General features: G+C 70.5%; 15 protein-coding genes and 1 pseudogene. 4 read left to right on the forward strand and 12 right to left on the reverse strand.

All coding sequences use genetic code 11. The annotated features are described in order from the left end of the window. Nucleotides 1-3: 3 nt before the first annotated feature. The 6 genes from T398_RS19165 to clpB form a co-directional block, all read right to left on the reverse strand. Nucleotides 4-720 (reverse strand): hypothetical protein, encoded by a 717-nt coding sequence (locus T398_RS19165; protein WP_496448772.1) that lies wholly within the window; start codon nucleotides 718-720, stop codon nucleotides 4-6. Nucleotides 721-752: 32 nt separating this feature from the next. Further along, nucleotides 753-1,175, reverse strand: a complete 423-nt coding sequence (locus T398_RS19170) for a DUF350 domain-containing protein (RefSeq protein WP_496448774.1) — start codon at nucleotides 1,173-1,175, stop codon at nucleotides 753-755. 40 nt (nucleotides 1,176-1,215) lie between these two features. Then, nucleotides 1,216-1,641 carry a DUF4247 domain-containing protein gene (locus tag T398_RS19175; protein ID WP_018221776.1) on the reverse strand — a complete coding sequence of 142 codons (426 nt, stop codon included), beginning with the start codon at nucleotides 1,639-1,641 and terminating at the stop codon, nucleotides 1,216-1,218. Next, nucleotides 1,638-2,144, reverse strand: a complete 507-nt coding sequence (locus T398_RS19180; RefSeq protein ID WP_496448746.1) for a DUF2617 family protein — start codon at nucleotides 2,142-2,144, stop codon at nucleotides 1,638-1,640. The genes T398_RS19175 and T398_RS19180 overlap by 4 nt, the downstream gene beginning before the upstream one ends. Then, nucleotides 2,145-2,774: a DUF4178 domain-containing protein gene (locus T398_RS19185; protein WP_496448748.1), complete on the reverse strand. Its 630-nt coding sequence runs from the start codon at nucleotides 2,772-2,774 to the stop codon at nucleotides 2,145-2,147. 95 nt (nucleotides 2,775-2,869) lie between these two features. After that, nucleotides 2,870-5,461 carry an ATP-dependent chaperone ClpB gene (gene clpB / locus T398_RS19190; RefSeq protein WP_496448776.1) on the reverse strand — a complete coding sequence of 864 codons (2,592 nt, stop codon included), beginning with the start codon at nucleotides 5,459-5,461 and terminating at the stop codon, nucleotides 2,870-2,872. Nucleotides 5,462-5,631: 170 nt separating this feature from the next. Here clpB and T398_RS19195 point away from each other — a divergent pair, with 170 nt between their 5' ends. The 3 genes from T398_RS19195 to T398_RS19205 all read left to right on the forward strand — a co-directional run bounded on the left by T398_RS19195 (nucleotide 5,632) and on the right by T398_RS19205 (nucleotide 7,959). Next, a complete protein-coding gene (locus tag T398_RS19195) occupies nucleotides 5,632-6,132 on the forward strand; it encodes a cation:proton antiporter regulatory subunit (RefSeq protein WP_026185539.1) in 501 nt (166 codons plus the stop codon). A 5-nt stretch (nucleotides 6,133-6,137) separates the two neighbouring features. Continuing rightward, nucleotides 6,138-7,343, forward strand: a complete 1,206-nt coding sequence (locus T398_RS19200; protein WP_496448750.1) for a cation:proton antiporter — start codon at nucleotides 6,138-6,140, stop codon at nucleotides 7,341-7,343. A gap of 184 nt (nucleotides 7,344-7,527) precedes the next feature. Then, the gene (locus tag T398_RS19205) at nucleotides 7,528-7,959 is read left to right on the forward strand and encodes a hypothetical protein (RefSeq protein ID WP_496448751.1); all 432 of its coding nucleotides are present in this window, start codon (nucleotides 7,528-7,530) and stop codon (nucleotides 7,957-7,959) included. A gap of 57 nt (nucleotides 7,960-8,016) precedes the next feature. Here the strand turns inward: T398_RS19205 and T398_RS19210 are convergent, their stop codons facing one another. From T398_RS19210 to dnaK, 5 genes are all read right to left on the reverse strand, one after another. Further along, entirely contained in the window at nucleotides 8,017-8,211 is a 195-nt protein-coding gene (locus T398_RS19210) for a hypothetical protein (RefSeq protein WP_496448752.1), read from the reverse strand. A gap of 102 nt (nucleotides 8,212-8,313) precedes the next feature. Then, a complete protein-coding gene (locus T398_RS19215; RefSeq protein WP_496448753.1) occupies nucleotides 8,314-8,754 on the reverse strand; it encodes a heat shock protein transcriptional repressor HspR in 441 nt (146 codons plus the stop codon). Nucleotides 8,755-8,797: 43 nt separating this feature from the next. Beyond that, nucleotides 8,798-9,970 (reverse strand): molecular chaperone DnaJ, encoded by a 1,173-nt coding sequence (dnaJ, locus tag T398_RS19220; protein WP_496448755.1) that lies wholly within the window; start codon nucleotides 9,968-9,970, stop codon nucleotides 8,798-8,800. A gap of 84 nt (nucleotides 9,971-10,054) precedes the next feature. Beyond that, the gene (gene grpE, locus T398_RS19225) at nucleotides 10,055-10,882 is read right to left on the reverse strand and encodes a nucleotide exchange factor GrpE (protein WP_496448757.1); all 828 of its coding nucleotides are present in this window, start codon (nucleotides 10,880-10,882) and stop codon (nucleotides 10,055-10,057) included. Nucleotides 10,883-10,926: 44 nt separating this feature from the next. Next, nucleotides 10,927-12,786: a molecular chaperone DnaK gene (dnaK, locus tag T398_RS19230; RefSeq protein ID WP_496448758.1), complete on the reverse strand. Its 1,860-nt coding sequence runs from the start codon at nucleotides 12,784-12,786 to the stop codon at nucleotides 10,927-10,929. Nucleotides 12,787-13,104: 318 nt separating this feature from the next. On the opposite strand from dnaK, the pseudogene T398_RS19235 reads away from it, so the two are divergent. Continuing rightward, nucleotides 13,105-14,220 (forward strand): annotated as a pseudogene (locus T398_RS19235) (hypothetical protein); the annotation flags it as partial. 10 nt (nucleotides 14,221-14,230) lie between these two features. On the opposite strand, the gene T398_RS19240 reads toward T398_RS19235, so the two are convergent. Continuing rightward, nucleotides 14,231-14,532 (reverse strand): transposase (locus T398_RS19240; RefSeq protein ID WP_496448760.1); only part of this gene is annotated, 302 nt, incomplete at its 5' end.

A 14,532-nucleotide genomic window follows, 5' to 3' on the forward strand; every position in this document is an offset into this window, starting at 1 on the left:
GCCTCACCGGCCGCGCCGAGCTCTGCCCTTGCCACGCCGGGCCGTAACCGCCGCCCCGCCGCGCTGCCGACGCCGCTCGACCAGACCGACCACGACCAGCAGCACGGCGATCAGCACCATCCCGGTGGCCCCAATCAGCCAGCCGGAACGCTCCCGCCACAGGTCGCTGCCGGCTGCCGGCAGCGGGCTCGGCGCCGCGATAGGAGCGCTGGTCACCACCGGCTCCGGGCTGACCACACCACGTTCGACGACCAATAGTGAAAGACTCACCGCGGCCCGCGTCACCGCCCATCCGGGCTCCGCGAGGAAGGCCGCTCCGTCGAGACCGAACCGGGACAAGCTGGTCTCCAGCTTGAAGAGGTCATAGCGGAATTCGGGCGACCCGTCGACCACCACCCTGGCGAAGTCCTCGGCCTCGCTGCTCTCCGGGGTGTAGTCGACGGTCGCGGCGACCCGCAGCCAGCGGGGACACTGCGGGTGGTCAACCACCGAGCGGCCGACACCGAGGTTCGATCCGGCACTGACCACGTCCCCACCTCCCTGCTTGAGCACCCAGCCGTAGCAAATGTCCTGCTGCTCGGCGGCGTCGCGCAGCAGAGCCACCGTGTCGTTCTGTTCGGTGGCGGTCGGCGGCGGTACGACCAAGCGGTTGTCCTCGGTCCGGGAGCCAACGGCGACCACGGTGACGAGGACGGCCACCACGGCGATGCCACCCCACACCCACCCGCCCCGCGCGGATGCTCGCGGGGCCATCAGCTGATCGCGGCGGCGATGATCGCGCCGGCAGCGAAGTGAATGGCGGCGGTGACCCAGACCGCGGGGTGCGGCTCCGGGTCGACGAGGATCTCGCCCAGCCGCCCGGGGGTGGCGAGATCCAGCAACAGGAACGCGGCTGCCATGATGACCAGACCAAGGAACCCGTAGGACGCCGCCCCGATCAGGCCGACGACGAAGTCGTCCTCGCTGGCGGCGATCGCGGCAACCACGATGATGCCGACGCCGAGCAGGTTCGAGGCGAGCAGAAGCGCGGCGTTGCGGTTGCGTTCGTTCCAGATCAGCTGATTGAGCCGACCCGGGGTGGCCAGGTCAACCAGACCGTAGCCGACGCCCATGAGCGCGATCCCGACCACTCCGTAGGCGAGGGTGAGCAGGAGGTCAGTGACGAGGGTCTGCAACACAGGGGCGCTCCAGGGGTTCGTTCGGTCGACAGAGGTCCTATTTGCCGCTGCCCGGGCCACCGCCCCGGACGGTGTTGCCCCGACCCCAGCCCCAGTGGCCTCCGACCCGGGAGTGGTAGCGCGGATACGCGGTGGTAAGCCGTTCCAGAAGGATCAGTGAGCCCGCGGCGACCGGCCGGATCACCACCGAATCATCGTCGTAGCGCAGATAGACGCCGGTGCTGTCGACGTACTGGTCCGCCGGCTGCCAGGCGTCGGTGAGCTCCTGGGCCACCTGGCTCGGCTGCTTCGTCGAGCTGTAGGCCAGCGCCGCGCTGTCGAGGTCGTGCGCGGCGGCCCGCTGGTAGCGGTCCTCGACGAAGCCGCGCGGGGAGAAGCTGCCGTAGCTGATGGCGATGGCCACGACCAACACGCCGAGAAGGGCGAACGCCGTCCCCACCACAAACCAGCGTCGGTACGTCATCGCGGAGTCACCACCGTTTCGGTCAGGACCAGCTCCCGGGTCTGCGGGTACGCGTGCCAGGTGCGCCAGCCGAGGGCACCGCCCGATCGGCCCGGACGCACCGCCAACGCGGTCACCGCGTCAACGTCGCCGGGGAAGACACCGACCAGGGCGTACGGGTCATCCGCCAGGTCGGCGCGCAGCGCCGCCACCCGTTCCCGCAGGCCCTCGTCGCCGGGGCGCAGCACGGTGGCGGTGAACCGGTAGCCGGTGGACTCGTCGTGGATCCGGTCGGGCAGGTCGGGGCGGCGACCGGGCAGACACGCCACCGTCTCGGTCAGCTCGGTGCCCGGGGCACGCAGCATCACCTGGTGCGAGGCGCCGAGCAGGCGCAGCCGCACCTGGACCGCGCCGGGCAAATCGACCTGGAGTACGTGCAGCGCGGGTCGCGGGGCATCGTCAAGCGCCAGGCTGAGGTCGGTGGCGCAGGTGTCGACATAGGGGGCCACCAGGGTGACGAGCACTCAGGCTACCTCGTCCCGCGGATAGATCATCACCTCGGAGCGGTGCAGCCGCTCGCCGCGGGCCACCTCCCAGCCCGCCTCGCCGTACGCCTCGAACGACAGCCGCTCGCCGCCGGAGGCCTGATAGTCGTGGTAGCGCAGGGTGCCGCTCGGGTCGAGCGTGGTGGTGCCGACCGCGGTGTAGCGGGCCTGACCGGACTCACTCCAGCGGTAGCGGCGGCCGGCGAAGTCGATGGTCGGCGCCCCCGGGGTGATCGTCGTGCCGAGTTCGGCCGCCCAGAGCACCAGTTCCAGCTCTGGATCCTCCTCCACGGAGAGCCAGCGCCGGACGCCGTCCGCGTCGTCGAGCAGGTGTTCCGTCCAGCTCCACGCACCTTCCACCAGCCGGACGGAGCCGCGCACCGCGTACGTCACGCCGCCGGAGACCTCGACGAGGTCCCCGGGCTTGAGCCGCCGCGGGTCGCCCCGAAGGGCGTCCGCGTCGCGATCGCGCAGCGGGTCTTTTGGGGCGACCTGCGTACCGGGGGGACGGCGGCTGGTCCGGCGCTGGGCCCACGCGGCGATCACCACTCCGGCCACCACCGCCAGGCAGCCCACCGTCGTCAGCAGATACGCCACCGGCCCGTTCACCGACCACCTCCCCAGGCATGTCGATCGGAGACGATAGCAACCCGGTGCACCTCGGCGGAGTTGGCAAGCGCCCGCACCCGGGCGACGAAGGGCGCCTAGGCGGCGGTCACGGTGAGGGCGTCCCTGCCGTCGGTCCGGCCCACCCGGACGGTGTCACCGTCGCGGATTCGCCCGGCCAGCAGTGCCTTCGCCAGCTGGTCGCCGATGGCGGTCTGCACCAGGCGGCGAAGCGGGCGGGCGCCGTAAACCGGGTCGTAGCCGTGCTCGGCGAGCCACTCCCGAGCCGGGTCGGTGATCTCCAGGCCCAACCGGCGGTCGGCGAGCCGTCGGCGCATCCGGTCCAGCTGGATGTCCACGATGGCCCGCAGCTGCTCGCCCTGGAGGGCGGCGAAGACCACGGTGTCGTCGAGGCGGTTGAGGAACTCCGGTTTGAAGTGCGACCGAACCACCGCCAGGACGCCCTCGCGGCGCTGCTCCTCCGCCACGGTGAGGTCACCCACCACCGACGAGCCGAGGTTTGAGGTGAGGATCAGGATGGCGTTGCGGAAGTCCACCGTCCGGCCCTGGCCGTCGGTGAGCCGGCCGTCGTCGAGCACCTGCAGGAGGAGATCGAAGACGTCCGGGTGGGCTTTCTCCACCTCGTCGAGCAGGATCACCGAGTACGGCCGACGACGTACCGCCTCGGTGAGCTGGCCGCCCTCCTCGTACCCGACGTAGCCGGGTGGGGCGCCGACCAGGCGGGCGACGGAGTGCTTTTCGCCGTACTCGCTCATGTCGATTCGGACCATCGCCCGCTCGTCGTCGAAGAGGAACCCCGCGAGCGCCTTGGCCAGCTCGGTCTTGCCGACCCCGGTCGGACCGAGGAAGAGGAAACTGCCGGTCGGGCGGTCCGGGTCCGCGATACCGGCACGGGCCCGCCGGACCGCGTCGGCGACAGCACCCACCGCCCGGGCCTGGCCGACCACCTGCTCGCCGAGCGACTCCTCCATCCGCAGCAGCTTCGCCGTCTCGCCCTCCAGGAGCCGGCCGGCGGGAATGCCGGTCCAGGAGGCGACCACGGCGGCGACGTCATCCGCACCGACCTCCTCCTTGAGCATCGCACCGTCTGCCTGGAGCCGGGCCAGCTCCTCCGCCGCCTCGGTCAGGTCGGCCCTGAGCGTCGGGATCCGCCCGTACCGCAGCTCGGCGGCGCGCTCCAACTCGCCGTCGCGCTCGGCCCGCTCGGCCTCCCCGCTGAGCCGCTCCAGGTCCTCCTTGGCGGCGGAGAGGCGGGTGATGTGCCGCTTCTCGGTCTGCCAGCGTCCAGAAAGGGCGGTGAGCTGCTCGCGCTTGTCGGCCAGTTCCTTGCGCAGCCGCTCCAGCCGTTCGACGGATGCGGCGTCCGCCTCTTTCGCCAGCGCCATCTCCTCGATCTCGAGGCGACGCACCGCCCGCTCGATCTCGTCCACCTCGACCGGCCGTGAGTCGATCTCCATCCGGAGCCGGGACGCGGACTCGTCGACCAGGTCGATGGCCTTGTCCGGCAGGAACCGGTCGGTGATGTAACGGTCGGACAGGGTGACGGCGGCGACCAGCGCGCCGTCGGTGATCCGCACGCCGTGGTGCACCTCGTACCGCTCCTTGAGGCCCCGCAGGATTCCGACGGTGTCCTCGATGGTTGGCTCACCGACCAGCACCGGCTGGAACCGGCGCTCCAGGGCTGGATCGGATTCGATGTGCTGGCGGTATTCGTCGAGGGTGGTCGCGCCCACCATCCGCAGCTCGCCCCGGGCCAGCATGGGCTTGAGCATGTTGCCGGCGTCCATCGCGCCCTCGCCCTTACCGGCGCCGACGACGGTGTGCAGTTCGTCCAGGAAGGTGATGACCTGCCCATCCGAATTCTTGATCTCCTCAAGGACGGACTTCAGCCGTTCCTCGAACTGGCCCCGGTACGATGCGCCGGCCACCATCGCGCCGAGGTCCAGGGAGACCAGCTTCTTGTCCCGTAGCGACTCGGGGACGTCACCGGCGACAATCCGCTGGGCCAGGCCCTCGACGATCGCGGTCTTGCCGACGCCCGGCTCGCCGATCAGGACCGGGTTGTTCTTCGTCCGCCGAGACAGCACCTGGATCACCCGGCGAATCTCGGTGTCCCGGCCGATCACCGGGTCGATCCGGCCATCCCGGGCGCTGGCGGTGAGGTCGACGCCGTACTTCGCGAGGGCCTGGTAGGTCTGCTCCGGGTCGGCACTGGTGACCCGACGGTCCCCGCCCCGTACGGTCGGGAACGAGGCCACCAGGGCCTCCTCGGTGGCCCCGGCACTCCGCAGCGCCGCCGACACCGCGCCGCCGACCTGGGCCAGGCCGGCAAGTAGATGCTCGGTCGAGGTGTACTCGTCGCCGAGCGGGCGGGCGATCTGTTCGGCGGCGCCGATGGCGTTGACGAACTCCCGGGCCAGGGTCGGCTCGGCGACGCTGGACCCACGGGCGACGGGCAGCACAGCTACCGCACGCTGGGCAGCCCGGCGCAACTCGTCCGGGTCGGCTCCGGTGGCGCGCAGCAGGCCGACCGCGGTCGATCCCGTGGTGTCCAGCAGGGACAGCAGCAGGTGCCAGGGCTCCACGGTGGCGTGTCCACGCTGTCCGGCGAGGGTGACGGCGCCGGTGATGGCCTCGCGGCTCTTCGTGGTGAGGCGTTCGGTGTTCATGGGCTCCCCCGGGGTCGGCGTGTCCACTGGTACGGACACTGCCAAAGTTGAGCCTATTTCGCTCAACTTTGGCGCTGTGACGTGAGTCACCCCATCGGGTGTCCCACTGACACTGGCTCCGCGATCCCGCTCGATCATCTCGACCTGACGCGCGCGGTAGCCTTGTCCACGTGCGAGTACGTGTCGAACAGACTGCTCTTCCGGGGATCGGCGTCCGCCACGATCTGATGACGGAGTCCGGACGGCGGCTCGGCGTGGTTTCCCACCGCAACGGCCGACGAGATCTCGTTCTCTACGACCCGGATGATCCCGACGCCTGCCAGGCCGACATCCCGCTGACCGACGACGAGGCCGAGGCGCTCGCCGACATCCTCGGTGCGTCGCTGCTCCTCGGCCAGCTCTCCGGGCTGCGGGAGCAGGCCGCCGGGCTGCTGACCGAGCAGGTCGCCATCCCCGCGGCCTCGTCGTACGTGGGCCGTAAGCTCGGCGACACGAAGGCACGTACCCGCACCGGCGCCTCGATCGTGGCGGTGCTCCGCCACGGCGAGGTAATCGTATCCCCAGAGCCCGCATTCCGCTTCGCGGCCGGTGATGTTGTCGTTGTGGTCGGGACTCGACAGGGTCTCGACGGGGTGACTGCCATCCTCGCCGACGGCGACCCGGACGGCTGAGGCGGATGCACGACATCACCACACTGCTCATCGAAGTCGGCGCGCTGCTGTTCCTGCTCGGACTCCTCGGCCGACTCAGCCGCCGGATCGGGCTCTCCCCCATCCCCCTCTACCTGCTCGCCGGGCTCCTCTTCGGGCACGGCGGAGTCTTTGGGTTCAAGGCCAGCGAGGAGTTCTTCGCGATCGGCGCCGAGATCGGCGTGATCCTCCTGCTGGTCATGCTCGGCCTGGAATATTCCGCGAGCGAGCTGGTCAGTAACCTCCGGGCCGCCGCGCCGGCCGGGATGATCGACGGGCTGCTCAACGCGTTGCCCGGCGCCGCCTTCGCACTGCTGCTCGGCTGGGACTGGGTAGCGGCGGTCGTACTCGCCGGAATCACCTGGATCTCCTCCTCCGGCGTGGTCGCGAAGGTCCTCAGCGACCTGGGTCGGCTCGGCAACCGGGAAACCCCGGTGGTGTTGTCGGTGCTGGTCATCGAAGACCTGGCGATGGCCTTCTACCTGCCGCTACTCACCGCTGTCCTGGCCGGAGCCGGGCTGGTCGCCGGGGGCGCCGCGCTCGCCGTCGCGGTCGCCACGGTGCTGGTCGTGCTGGTGGTCGCGATCCGGTATGGCCGGACCATTTCCAACGTCATGTCGGCCCGTGATCCGGAGGCGCTGCTCCTGGGCGTACTCGGCCTGACCCTGCTGGTCGCCGGGGTCGCCGCGAAGCTCCAGGTCTCGGCCGCCGTCGGCGCGTTCCTGGTCGGCATCGCGATCTCCGGACCGGTCGCGCACCACGCCACCCAACTCCTGACGCCGCTGCGGGACCTGTTCGCCGCGGTATTCTTCCTCTTCTTCGGGCTGGTCACCGACCCACGCGACATCCCGCCGGTGCTACTGCCGGCGCTCGCGCTGGCGGTGGTGACGATGGGCACGAAGACGCTCACCGGGTACCTCGCCGCCCGCCGGGCCGGCATCGCCGAGCCCGGCCGCTGGCGCACCGGGCTCACCCTGGTACCGCGCGGGGAATTCTCCATCGTCATCGCCGGGCTGGCGGTGGCGGCCGGAAGTGTCGATCCGCAGCTGGCCGCGCTCGCCACGGCGTACGTGTTGATCACCGTCGTGGTCGGGCCGACGCTCGCCCGGGTGCCCGACCTCGACTGGTTCAAGAGCTGGCTGCGGCAACGCGCCGCCAAGCAGCAGGCTCAACCGGTGCCCGTCGGGGACTGACCCCGCCCCGCCTCGGTGGCCTGCCCCGGGCGGGCCACCGACGGACCGGCCCTGGCCCATCGGGTAGCGACTCCGCCCCGGCGAGGGCTACCGCCGCTGGCATGCTCGCGTTACCGTTGCCGCCCAACAGCGGGGAAAGGGGTGCCCGGGGCCGTCACCCAGGCAGAGAGCGGAGGGTTGGCCGGTGAGCGCGCAGGATTCGACCTTCCGTGGCTTCGCGAACCCCGTCGACCCGTCACCGGCGGAGCTACGGGCCTGGGCCTACCATCCCGACTCGGTGCCGTTGGCCTCCATGCCGCAGGACTGGGACCTCCTGGTCGCCGGCAACGGGCTGGTAGCCACCCTCTTCGACCTGGCGATGGATCCGGCCTGTCCGGCTCGCCGCTTCGCGCTGCACTGCCTCTACATCTACGCCGCGGGCGGGATCCGATCGGGGTTTCGGGCCCACCCGAAACGGCGGTTCTGGAAGCTGGTGGAGCGGGCCGAGCGGGAGGGGGACGAGCCGATGCGGACGTGGGCGCAGAACAGCCGGATCCTGCTGGCCCAACCGGACGTCTTCGTCTACCGCGACTGGTGCGAGGGGGGACTGGTCCGGGAGAACCGCCGCCTCTCCTGACCGGATGGGCCGGGACCCCCCGTGGGTCCCGGCCCGCCCATCGGCCGACCGGCTCGGTCAGCGACGCTGATGCTGATCCGCGGGGTGCCCCTGGTCGGTGCCAGAGTCACCCGAATCCGCGAACCGTCCTTCCCTGATCAGGTCGCTGAACCTTCCCTCAGTGAGCTCGTCGAACCGCTTTCGGACCGCCTCGGCCACCTGCTCGAGGCTCTCCTCCGCCTGTTGGGCGAGACTCTTGGCTGCTTCCGCCATGACCCCCTACCAGCGACGTCCGATTTGGGTAGATTTGAAGCTAATCCTGAGATTAGCCGACCCGGACGCTCCCCGGGGCCGAACCTCGAATCCGGCGTGAGCTCACCGCTCCGGGTTCCGGCGGGGACGCCAGACCACCAGCGCGGTGGAGGTACGGCGGGCGGGCACCAGGTCGCTGCCGGGGAAGCGGGCCACCGCCTCCAACTCGGCGATCCGGCGGTACGCGGCCTCCAACTCCACCTCCAGCCGGGCCACCCGCTGCTGCGCCTGCTCCAGCAGCCGCTCCAACCCGATGATCCGTTTCACCCCGGCCAGGTTGATGCCGTCGTCCTGGCTGAGCCGCTGCACCTCGCGGAGCAGCACCACATCCCGGACGCTGTACCGACGACCGCCCCCGGCCGCCCGGCCGGCCTGCACCAGACCGAGCCGGTCGTACTGACGCAGCGTCTGTGGGTGCATGCCCGCCATCCGGGCAGCCACCGAGATCATCAGCACCTTGGCCTCGTAGGCAGGGTCATCCATACCGACGAAGTTGTCCGCCATCCCCGCTCACCTCCGCGTGCACTCCACCGAGCCCGCCGCCCGGTCAGCTACCCCGACGCACCCGCGCGTCGAGATGTTCCCGAGCAGCCGGCGGGGTCTGGGCAACGAACGTCTCCAACGCCGCCCGGGCCTCCTCCGACAGCTTCGCTGGTACCGCCACCTCAAGGGTGACCAACAGATCACCGGCCCGTCCATCGGTACGGACCACCCCCTTGCCCCGGGCCCGAAGGACGCGTCCGCTCGGCGTACCCGGAGGCACCCGGAGAGTTACCGCACCATCGAAGGTGGGTACCCGCAGATCGGTGCCGAGCACCGCCTCCGCGAAGGTGATCGGCACCGTCAGTGTCAGGTCCTCGCCGGCTCGCCCGAACAGGTCGTCCGGACTGACCCGGACCTGAATGAACAGGTCACCGGCGGGCCCGCCCCGGGCCCCGGGCTCCCCCCGCCCCGCCAGCCGGATCCGCTGACCGTCGGACACCCCGGCCGGGAACCGGACGTTCAACGTCCGGTTCTTGGTGACGCCACCGCTGCCCTGGCACTCCGGGCACTTCTCGTCCACCACCGTGCCGACGCCCTGACAGTCAGAACAGGGCTCGGAGAAGCTGAACGAGCCCTGATTACGGGTGGTCACCCCGGCACCGCGACAGGTCGGACAGGCCCGCGGCTGCGTGCCCGGCTCCGCCCCGTCGCCACGACAGGTGTCACACACCCCCGGTGTCCGCAACGTCAGCGGCAGGGTCACCCCGCGAATCGCGTCGTCGAAGTCGAGCGCGACTTCGGTCTCCACGTCCCGTCCCCGCGCCGGGCCACGCGGTGCGGCCGCACCCCCACCCGGGAAGATCGAACCGAACAGGTTCTGAAACCCAGCCCCGCTGGACCGCCGGCCACCACCGGCCGCGCCACCGAACAGGTCGCCGACATCGAACGGCATCCCGCCGGGCGGGCCCGCTCCGCCGGCGTTACGCCGGAACGCGCCCGAACCGAACAACGACCGCATCTCGTCGTACTCCTGGCGCTTCGCGTCATCGCCAAGCACCGTGTACGCCTCGGAGGCCGCCTTGAACCGCTCCTCGGCTGACGTGTCGCCAGGATTGCGATCCGGGTGCGACTCGCGCGCCAGCCTCCGATACGCCTTCTTGATCTCATCAGCGGAGGCGGCCTTGCCCACTCCAAGGGCGGCGTAGTAGTCCTTCTCGATCCAGTCCTTGGAACTCACCGGTCCGCCCCCTTCCGTCGAGTGATCGTCCCGCCCGCCCGGTCCGGCGGGCGGGCGGGACGATCACGCCGTCGTGTCACCCGTTCATTCCGGGTCGGCGACTCCGACCAACGCCGGCCGCAGCAACCGCTCCCCCACCAGGTAGCCCCGCCGCATGACCTGTACGCAGGTCGGCTCGGTGACCTCGGCGGAGGTCTGGTGCGTCACCGCCTCGTGCTGGGTCGGGTCGAACGGGTCGCCTTCGGCGCCGAACGGGGTCAGCCCGAACTTGCCGAGCGCGGTGGTGAGCTGCTCCGCCACCGATCCGAACGGTCCCACCAGGTCGCCGTGCTCACGAGCCCGGTCCAGGTCGTCGAGGATCGGCAGCAGCGCGGCGAGCACCGAGCCGGTGGCCTGCTCGGTGACGAGCACCCGGTCTCGGTCCACCCGCTTGCGGTAGTTGGCGTACTCCGCGGTCACCCGCTGCAGGTCCCGGGTCCGCTCCTCCAGATCGACCCGCAACGCCTCCAACTCCGCACCGAGTGAGGTCGCCGTGGCGGCGTCAACCGGCTCGGCCGGCGCGTCCACCACCGGTGGGCTGGCGGACGCCCCCTCGGTGGTCTCGGCCTGGATCTCGTCAACCACGACATCCGCCTCCTCGACCAGCCCGGCTGCCGGGACGTCGGACCCGGCGTCGGCGGCGGTGGCGTCCGCCGCGTCCGAGCCGGAGCCGGCCGCCTCCGCGGCGGTGCTCGCCGCGTCCGAGGCGGATTCCGCGTCGGCGGTATCCGAGCCGGACCCCGCGGCATCGCTGATCTTGCGGTTGTCACGGATCACGACCCGCGGCTCCGCACCGGCCTCACCGGCGGAGGCGGAGCCACCCGGCACCGACCCGGCAGCGTCCGGGTCGGTGGCTCGTGGCTTGTCCGTCATACGGCTACCTCATCCCTGTACGTGGAGTCCGGGTTCGAGAACGGTCACTTCTTGTCCTTGTCCTTGTCCTCGTCCACGATCTCCGCGTCGACCACGTCGTCCGGGCCGCCGGCCTGAGCACCCGCCTGAGCACCTGGCTGATCGCCGGCCGCACCGGCCTGCTCACCCTGCTGCTGGGTGTAGAGCTGGGAGCCGGCCTGCTGGGAAACCTGGGCCAGCTGCGCGTGCGCAGACTTGATCTTCTCGATGTCCTGACCGCCGAGGGCGCTGCGCAGCTCGCCGAGCGCCTCGTTGATCTGGTCCCGGGACTCGGTGGGCAGCTTGTCGCCGCTCTCGGCGAGGAACTTCTCGGTCTGCCACTGCAGTGCCTCGGCCACGTTGCGGGTCTCCGCCTCCTCCCGCCGCAGCTTGTCCTCCTCGGCATGCTCCTCGGCGTCCCGACGCATCCGCTCGATGTCCTCCTTCGGCAGCGAGGAGCCAGCGGTGACCGTCATCTTCTGTTCCTTGCCGGTGCCGGTGTCCTTCGCGTGGACGTTCACGATGCCGTTGGCGTCGATGTCGAAGGTGACCTCGATCTGCGGCATGCCGCGCGGCGCCGGCGGCAGGCCGGTCAGCTCGAAGGTGCCGAGCTTCTTGTTGTAGGCGGCGATCTCCCGCTCACCCTGGAAGACCTGGATCAGCACGGACGGCTGGTTGTCGTCGGCCGTGGTGAAGACCTCGGAACGCTTGGTCGGGATGGTGGTGTTGCGCTCGATCAGCTTGGTGAAGATGCCCCCCTTGGTCTCGATGCCGAGACTCAGCGGGGTCACGTCGAGCAGCAGGACATCCTTGACCTCGCCCTTGAGCACACCGGCCTGCAGGGCGGCACCGACGGCGACGACCTCGTCCGGGTTCACGCCCTTGTTCGGGTCCCGGCCGGTGAGCTGCTTGACCAGCTCGGTCACGGCCGGCATCCGGGTCGAGCCGCCGACCAGGATGACGTGTTCGACGTCGGCGACCTTGATCCCGGCGTCCTTGACGGCCTGCTCGAACGGGACCTTGCAGCGGTCCAGCAGGTCCTGCGTCATCCGCTGGAACTCGGCGCGGGTGATCGTCACGTCGAGGTGCAGCGGGCCGGCGGCACCAGCGGTGATGTACGGCAGGTTGATGTTGCTGGTGGCGGCGGCGGACAGCTCGATCTTGGCCTTCTCCGCCGCCTCCTTGAGGCGCTGCATCGCCATCTTGTCCTGGGCCAGGTCGATGCCGTGCTCACCGTTGAAGGTCTTGACCAGGTGGTCAATGATCCGCTGGTCCCAGTCGTCCCCGCCGAGGAGGTTGTCGCCGCTGGTCGACTTGACCTCGATGACGCCCTCGGCCAGCTCCAGCAGCGACACGTCGAAGGTGCCGCCGCCGAGGTCGAAGACCAGAACGGTCTGCTCCTTGGAGCCCTTGTCCAGCCCGTACGCCAGGGCGGCCGCGGTCGGCTCGTTGACGATCCGCAGCACGTTGAAGCCGGCGATCTCACCGGCCTCCTTGGTGGCCTGCCGCTGGCCGTCGTTGAAGTACGCCGGAACGGTGATCACGGCGTCGGTGATCTGCTCGCCCAGGTACGCCTCGGCGTCCCGCTTGAGCTTCATCAGCGTACGAGCCGAGATCTCCTGCGGCGTGTACTTCTTGTCGTCGATGTCGACGAACCAGTCGGTGCCGATCTCCCGCTTGACGGACCGGATCGTCCGGTCCGGGTTGGTCACCGCCTGCCGCTTGGCGACCTCACCGACGAGCACCTCGCCGTTTCGGGCGAAGGCGACGATCGACGGGGTCGTCCGCGAGCCCTCGGCGTTCGCGATTACGGTGGGCTCACCGCCCTCCAGGACGCTGACGCAGGAGTTCGTCGTGCCGAGGTCGATGCCGACCGCACGTGCCATCTTCGCTTCCTCGCTTCGTTCGATTGAACCGTTGCCGGGCGCCGCCGCAGCGCACCCCGCGCAAGTTGAGTGGACCGGGCTCAATACTGCCATGCCGTCCGCGATCGTCAAGTCGAGGTTGAGCGTACCCGGCGCAAGTCACTCTTCGTCGCCGCACGGTCGCCCACCCGGTCACCCCGGCTCCGCCCTCTCGACGGCCGCCGCACGGGGTTGGTTGACGGCGTCTTCCTGGGCGGGCTCAACAACCCGTTGGGGGGTGGTGGGACGCCCGGCCACTTCCGGGGCCACCGTGGGCGGACCGCAGCGTAGGGTCGGTGGATGGGAACTGCGCAGACCCCCCACGACGCGGTGCTACACGCGGCCCGGGATGTGGCCGAGCTCGACAACGCCCTGGACGCCGAACGGCTCGGAGCGGCGCTGCTGGGCAGCGTCTACGCGGTCGCCGAGGCCCGCCGAGGCGACGCCGTCCGCGCCTTCGTCAGCGACTTCCTCGCCGCCACCTCCCGCCGCCGGGCGGCGGCGGCCACCACCATCCGCTCGGTCTTCGCCGCGTTGGTGCCGGACGCGCCCGGGGCGGACCGGGTCCGGCCGGGTGCCGCCGCACCAGCCTGGTCGGGGCAGCTCGGCCGGGTCCACCTCACCGGCTGCTGGGCGTACGGGGACGTCTTCGGCGACCAGACCTCTTACCTGGCGACCTTCGCCTACGACGACCCGGCGGGCGGACCGGAACACGCCCTGGTGGCGCTCGTGGACCACAACATCGGCATCACCAAGGACATCTTCGTCGGTGGCCCGCCGGCCCGGGTCCTCGACCAGATCCGCCAGATGTGCGCCGAAGACGAGCTGACCTGGTTCCGGGACGAGACACCAGCCGCCATGCACACCGAGGTGAGCCGGCATCTGGCCATCACCGACGAGCTCAGCGAGCTGCCCGGAGAAGGGTCCCTCGCCACCGACCGCGCCCTGGTCGGGGCCCGGCTCGCATTGCTGCCGACCAGTCGGGCGGCAGCAACGCGGCAGCCGGCGGATCCGCTCACCGCGGCGGAGCGAACGGACCTGATCCGGCGCTTCCTCGCCGCGCCGGAGGCCACCCAGTTCGGGTTGGACTCCCTCGGCGACGACCAGCTGGCCTCCCTGCACTTCTGCCTCGGGCTACTGCTGGATCACACCGCCACCTTCACCGACCCCGACCCGCTGCGGTGGAGCCCGACGGTCGCCGGGCTGTTCCTGCTGGACTGGGTGCACCGGCAGGCCGTCCTGGACATGGACGACGCGGCGTTGCTGCCCCGGGTGCTGCGGGGTTGGGCGGCGTACGCGGGCCGCAAGCGAGGGCTGTCAGCATCGGCGACGGCCCGCACCAATGCCGCTATTGACGAGATGGTGCCGGAATTCGCCCGCCTCTATACCACCGGTGAGCGACGCAGCCCGGCGACCCAGGGCCTGATCAAGTTCCGTGAGTGTCCGGGTTGTTGGTGATGCCCAGGATGGGGAGCGCTCGTCGGGGTTCGTCACGGATGGCCCGGGTGGTCTTGGCGATGTTGTCGGCTCCGAGGGTTTTCAGCACGCCGATGGCGAGGTTGCGGAGGGTCGCCATGGCCCGGGGGGCAGTTCCGGTGTGGACGGTGGAGGCGTCTTCGGTGAAGGTGACGTCCCTGATGTGGTGTGAGGAGTTCTCTACTGACCAGTGCCCGCGGGTCGCGGTGGCCAGATCGGCAGGGCTGGCTTGGTGGGCGTCGAGGCTGGTGA

Source organism: Salinispora goodfellowii (assembly GCF_059570675.1).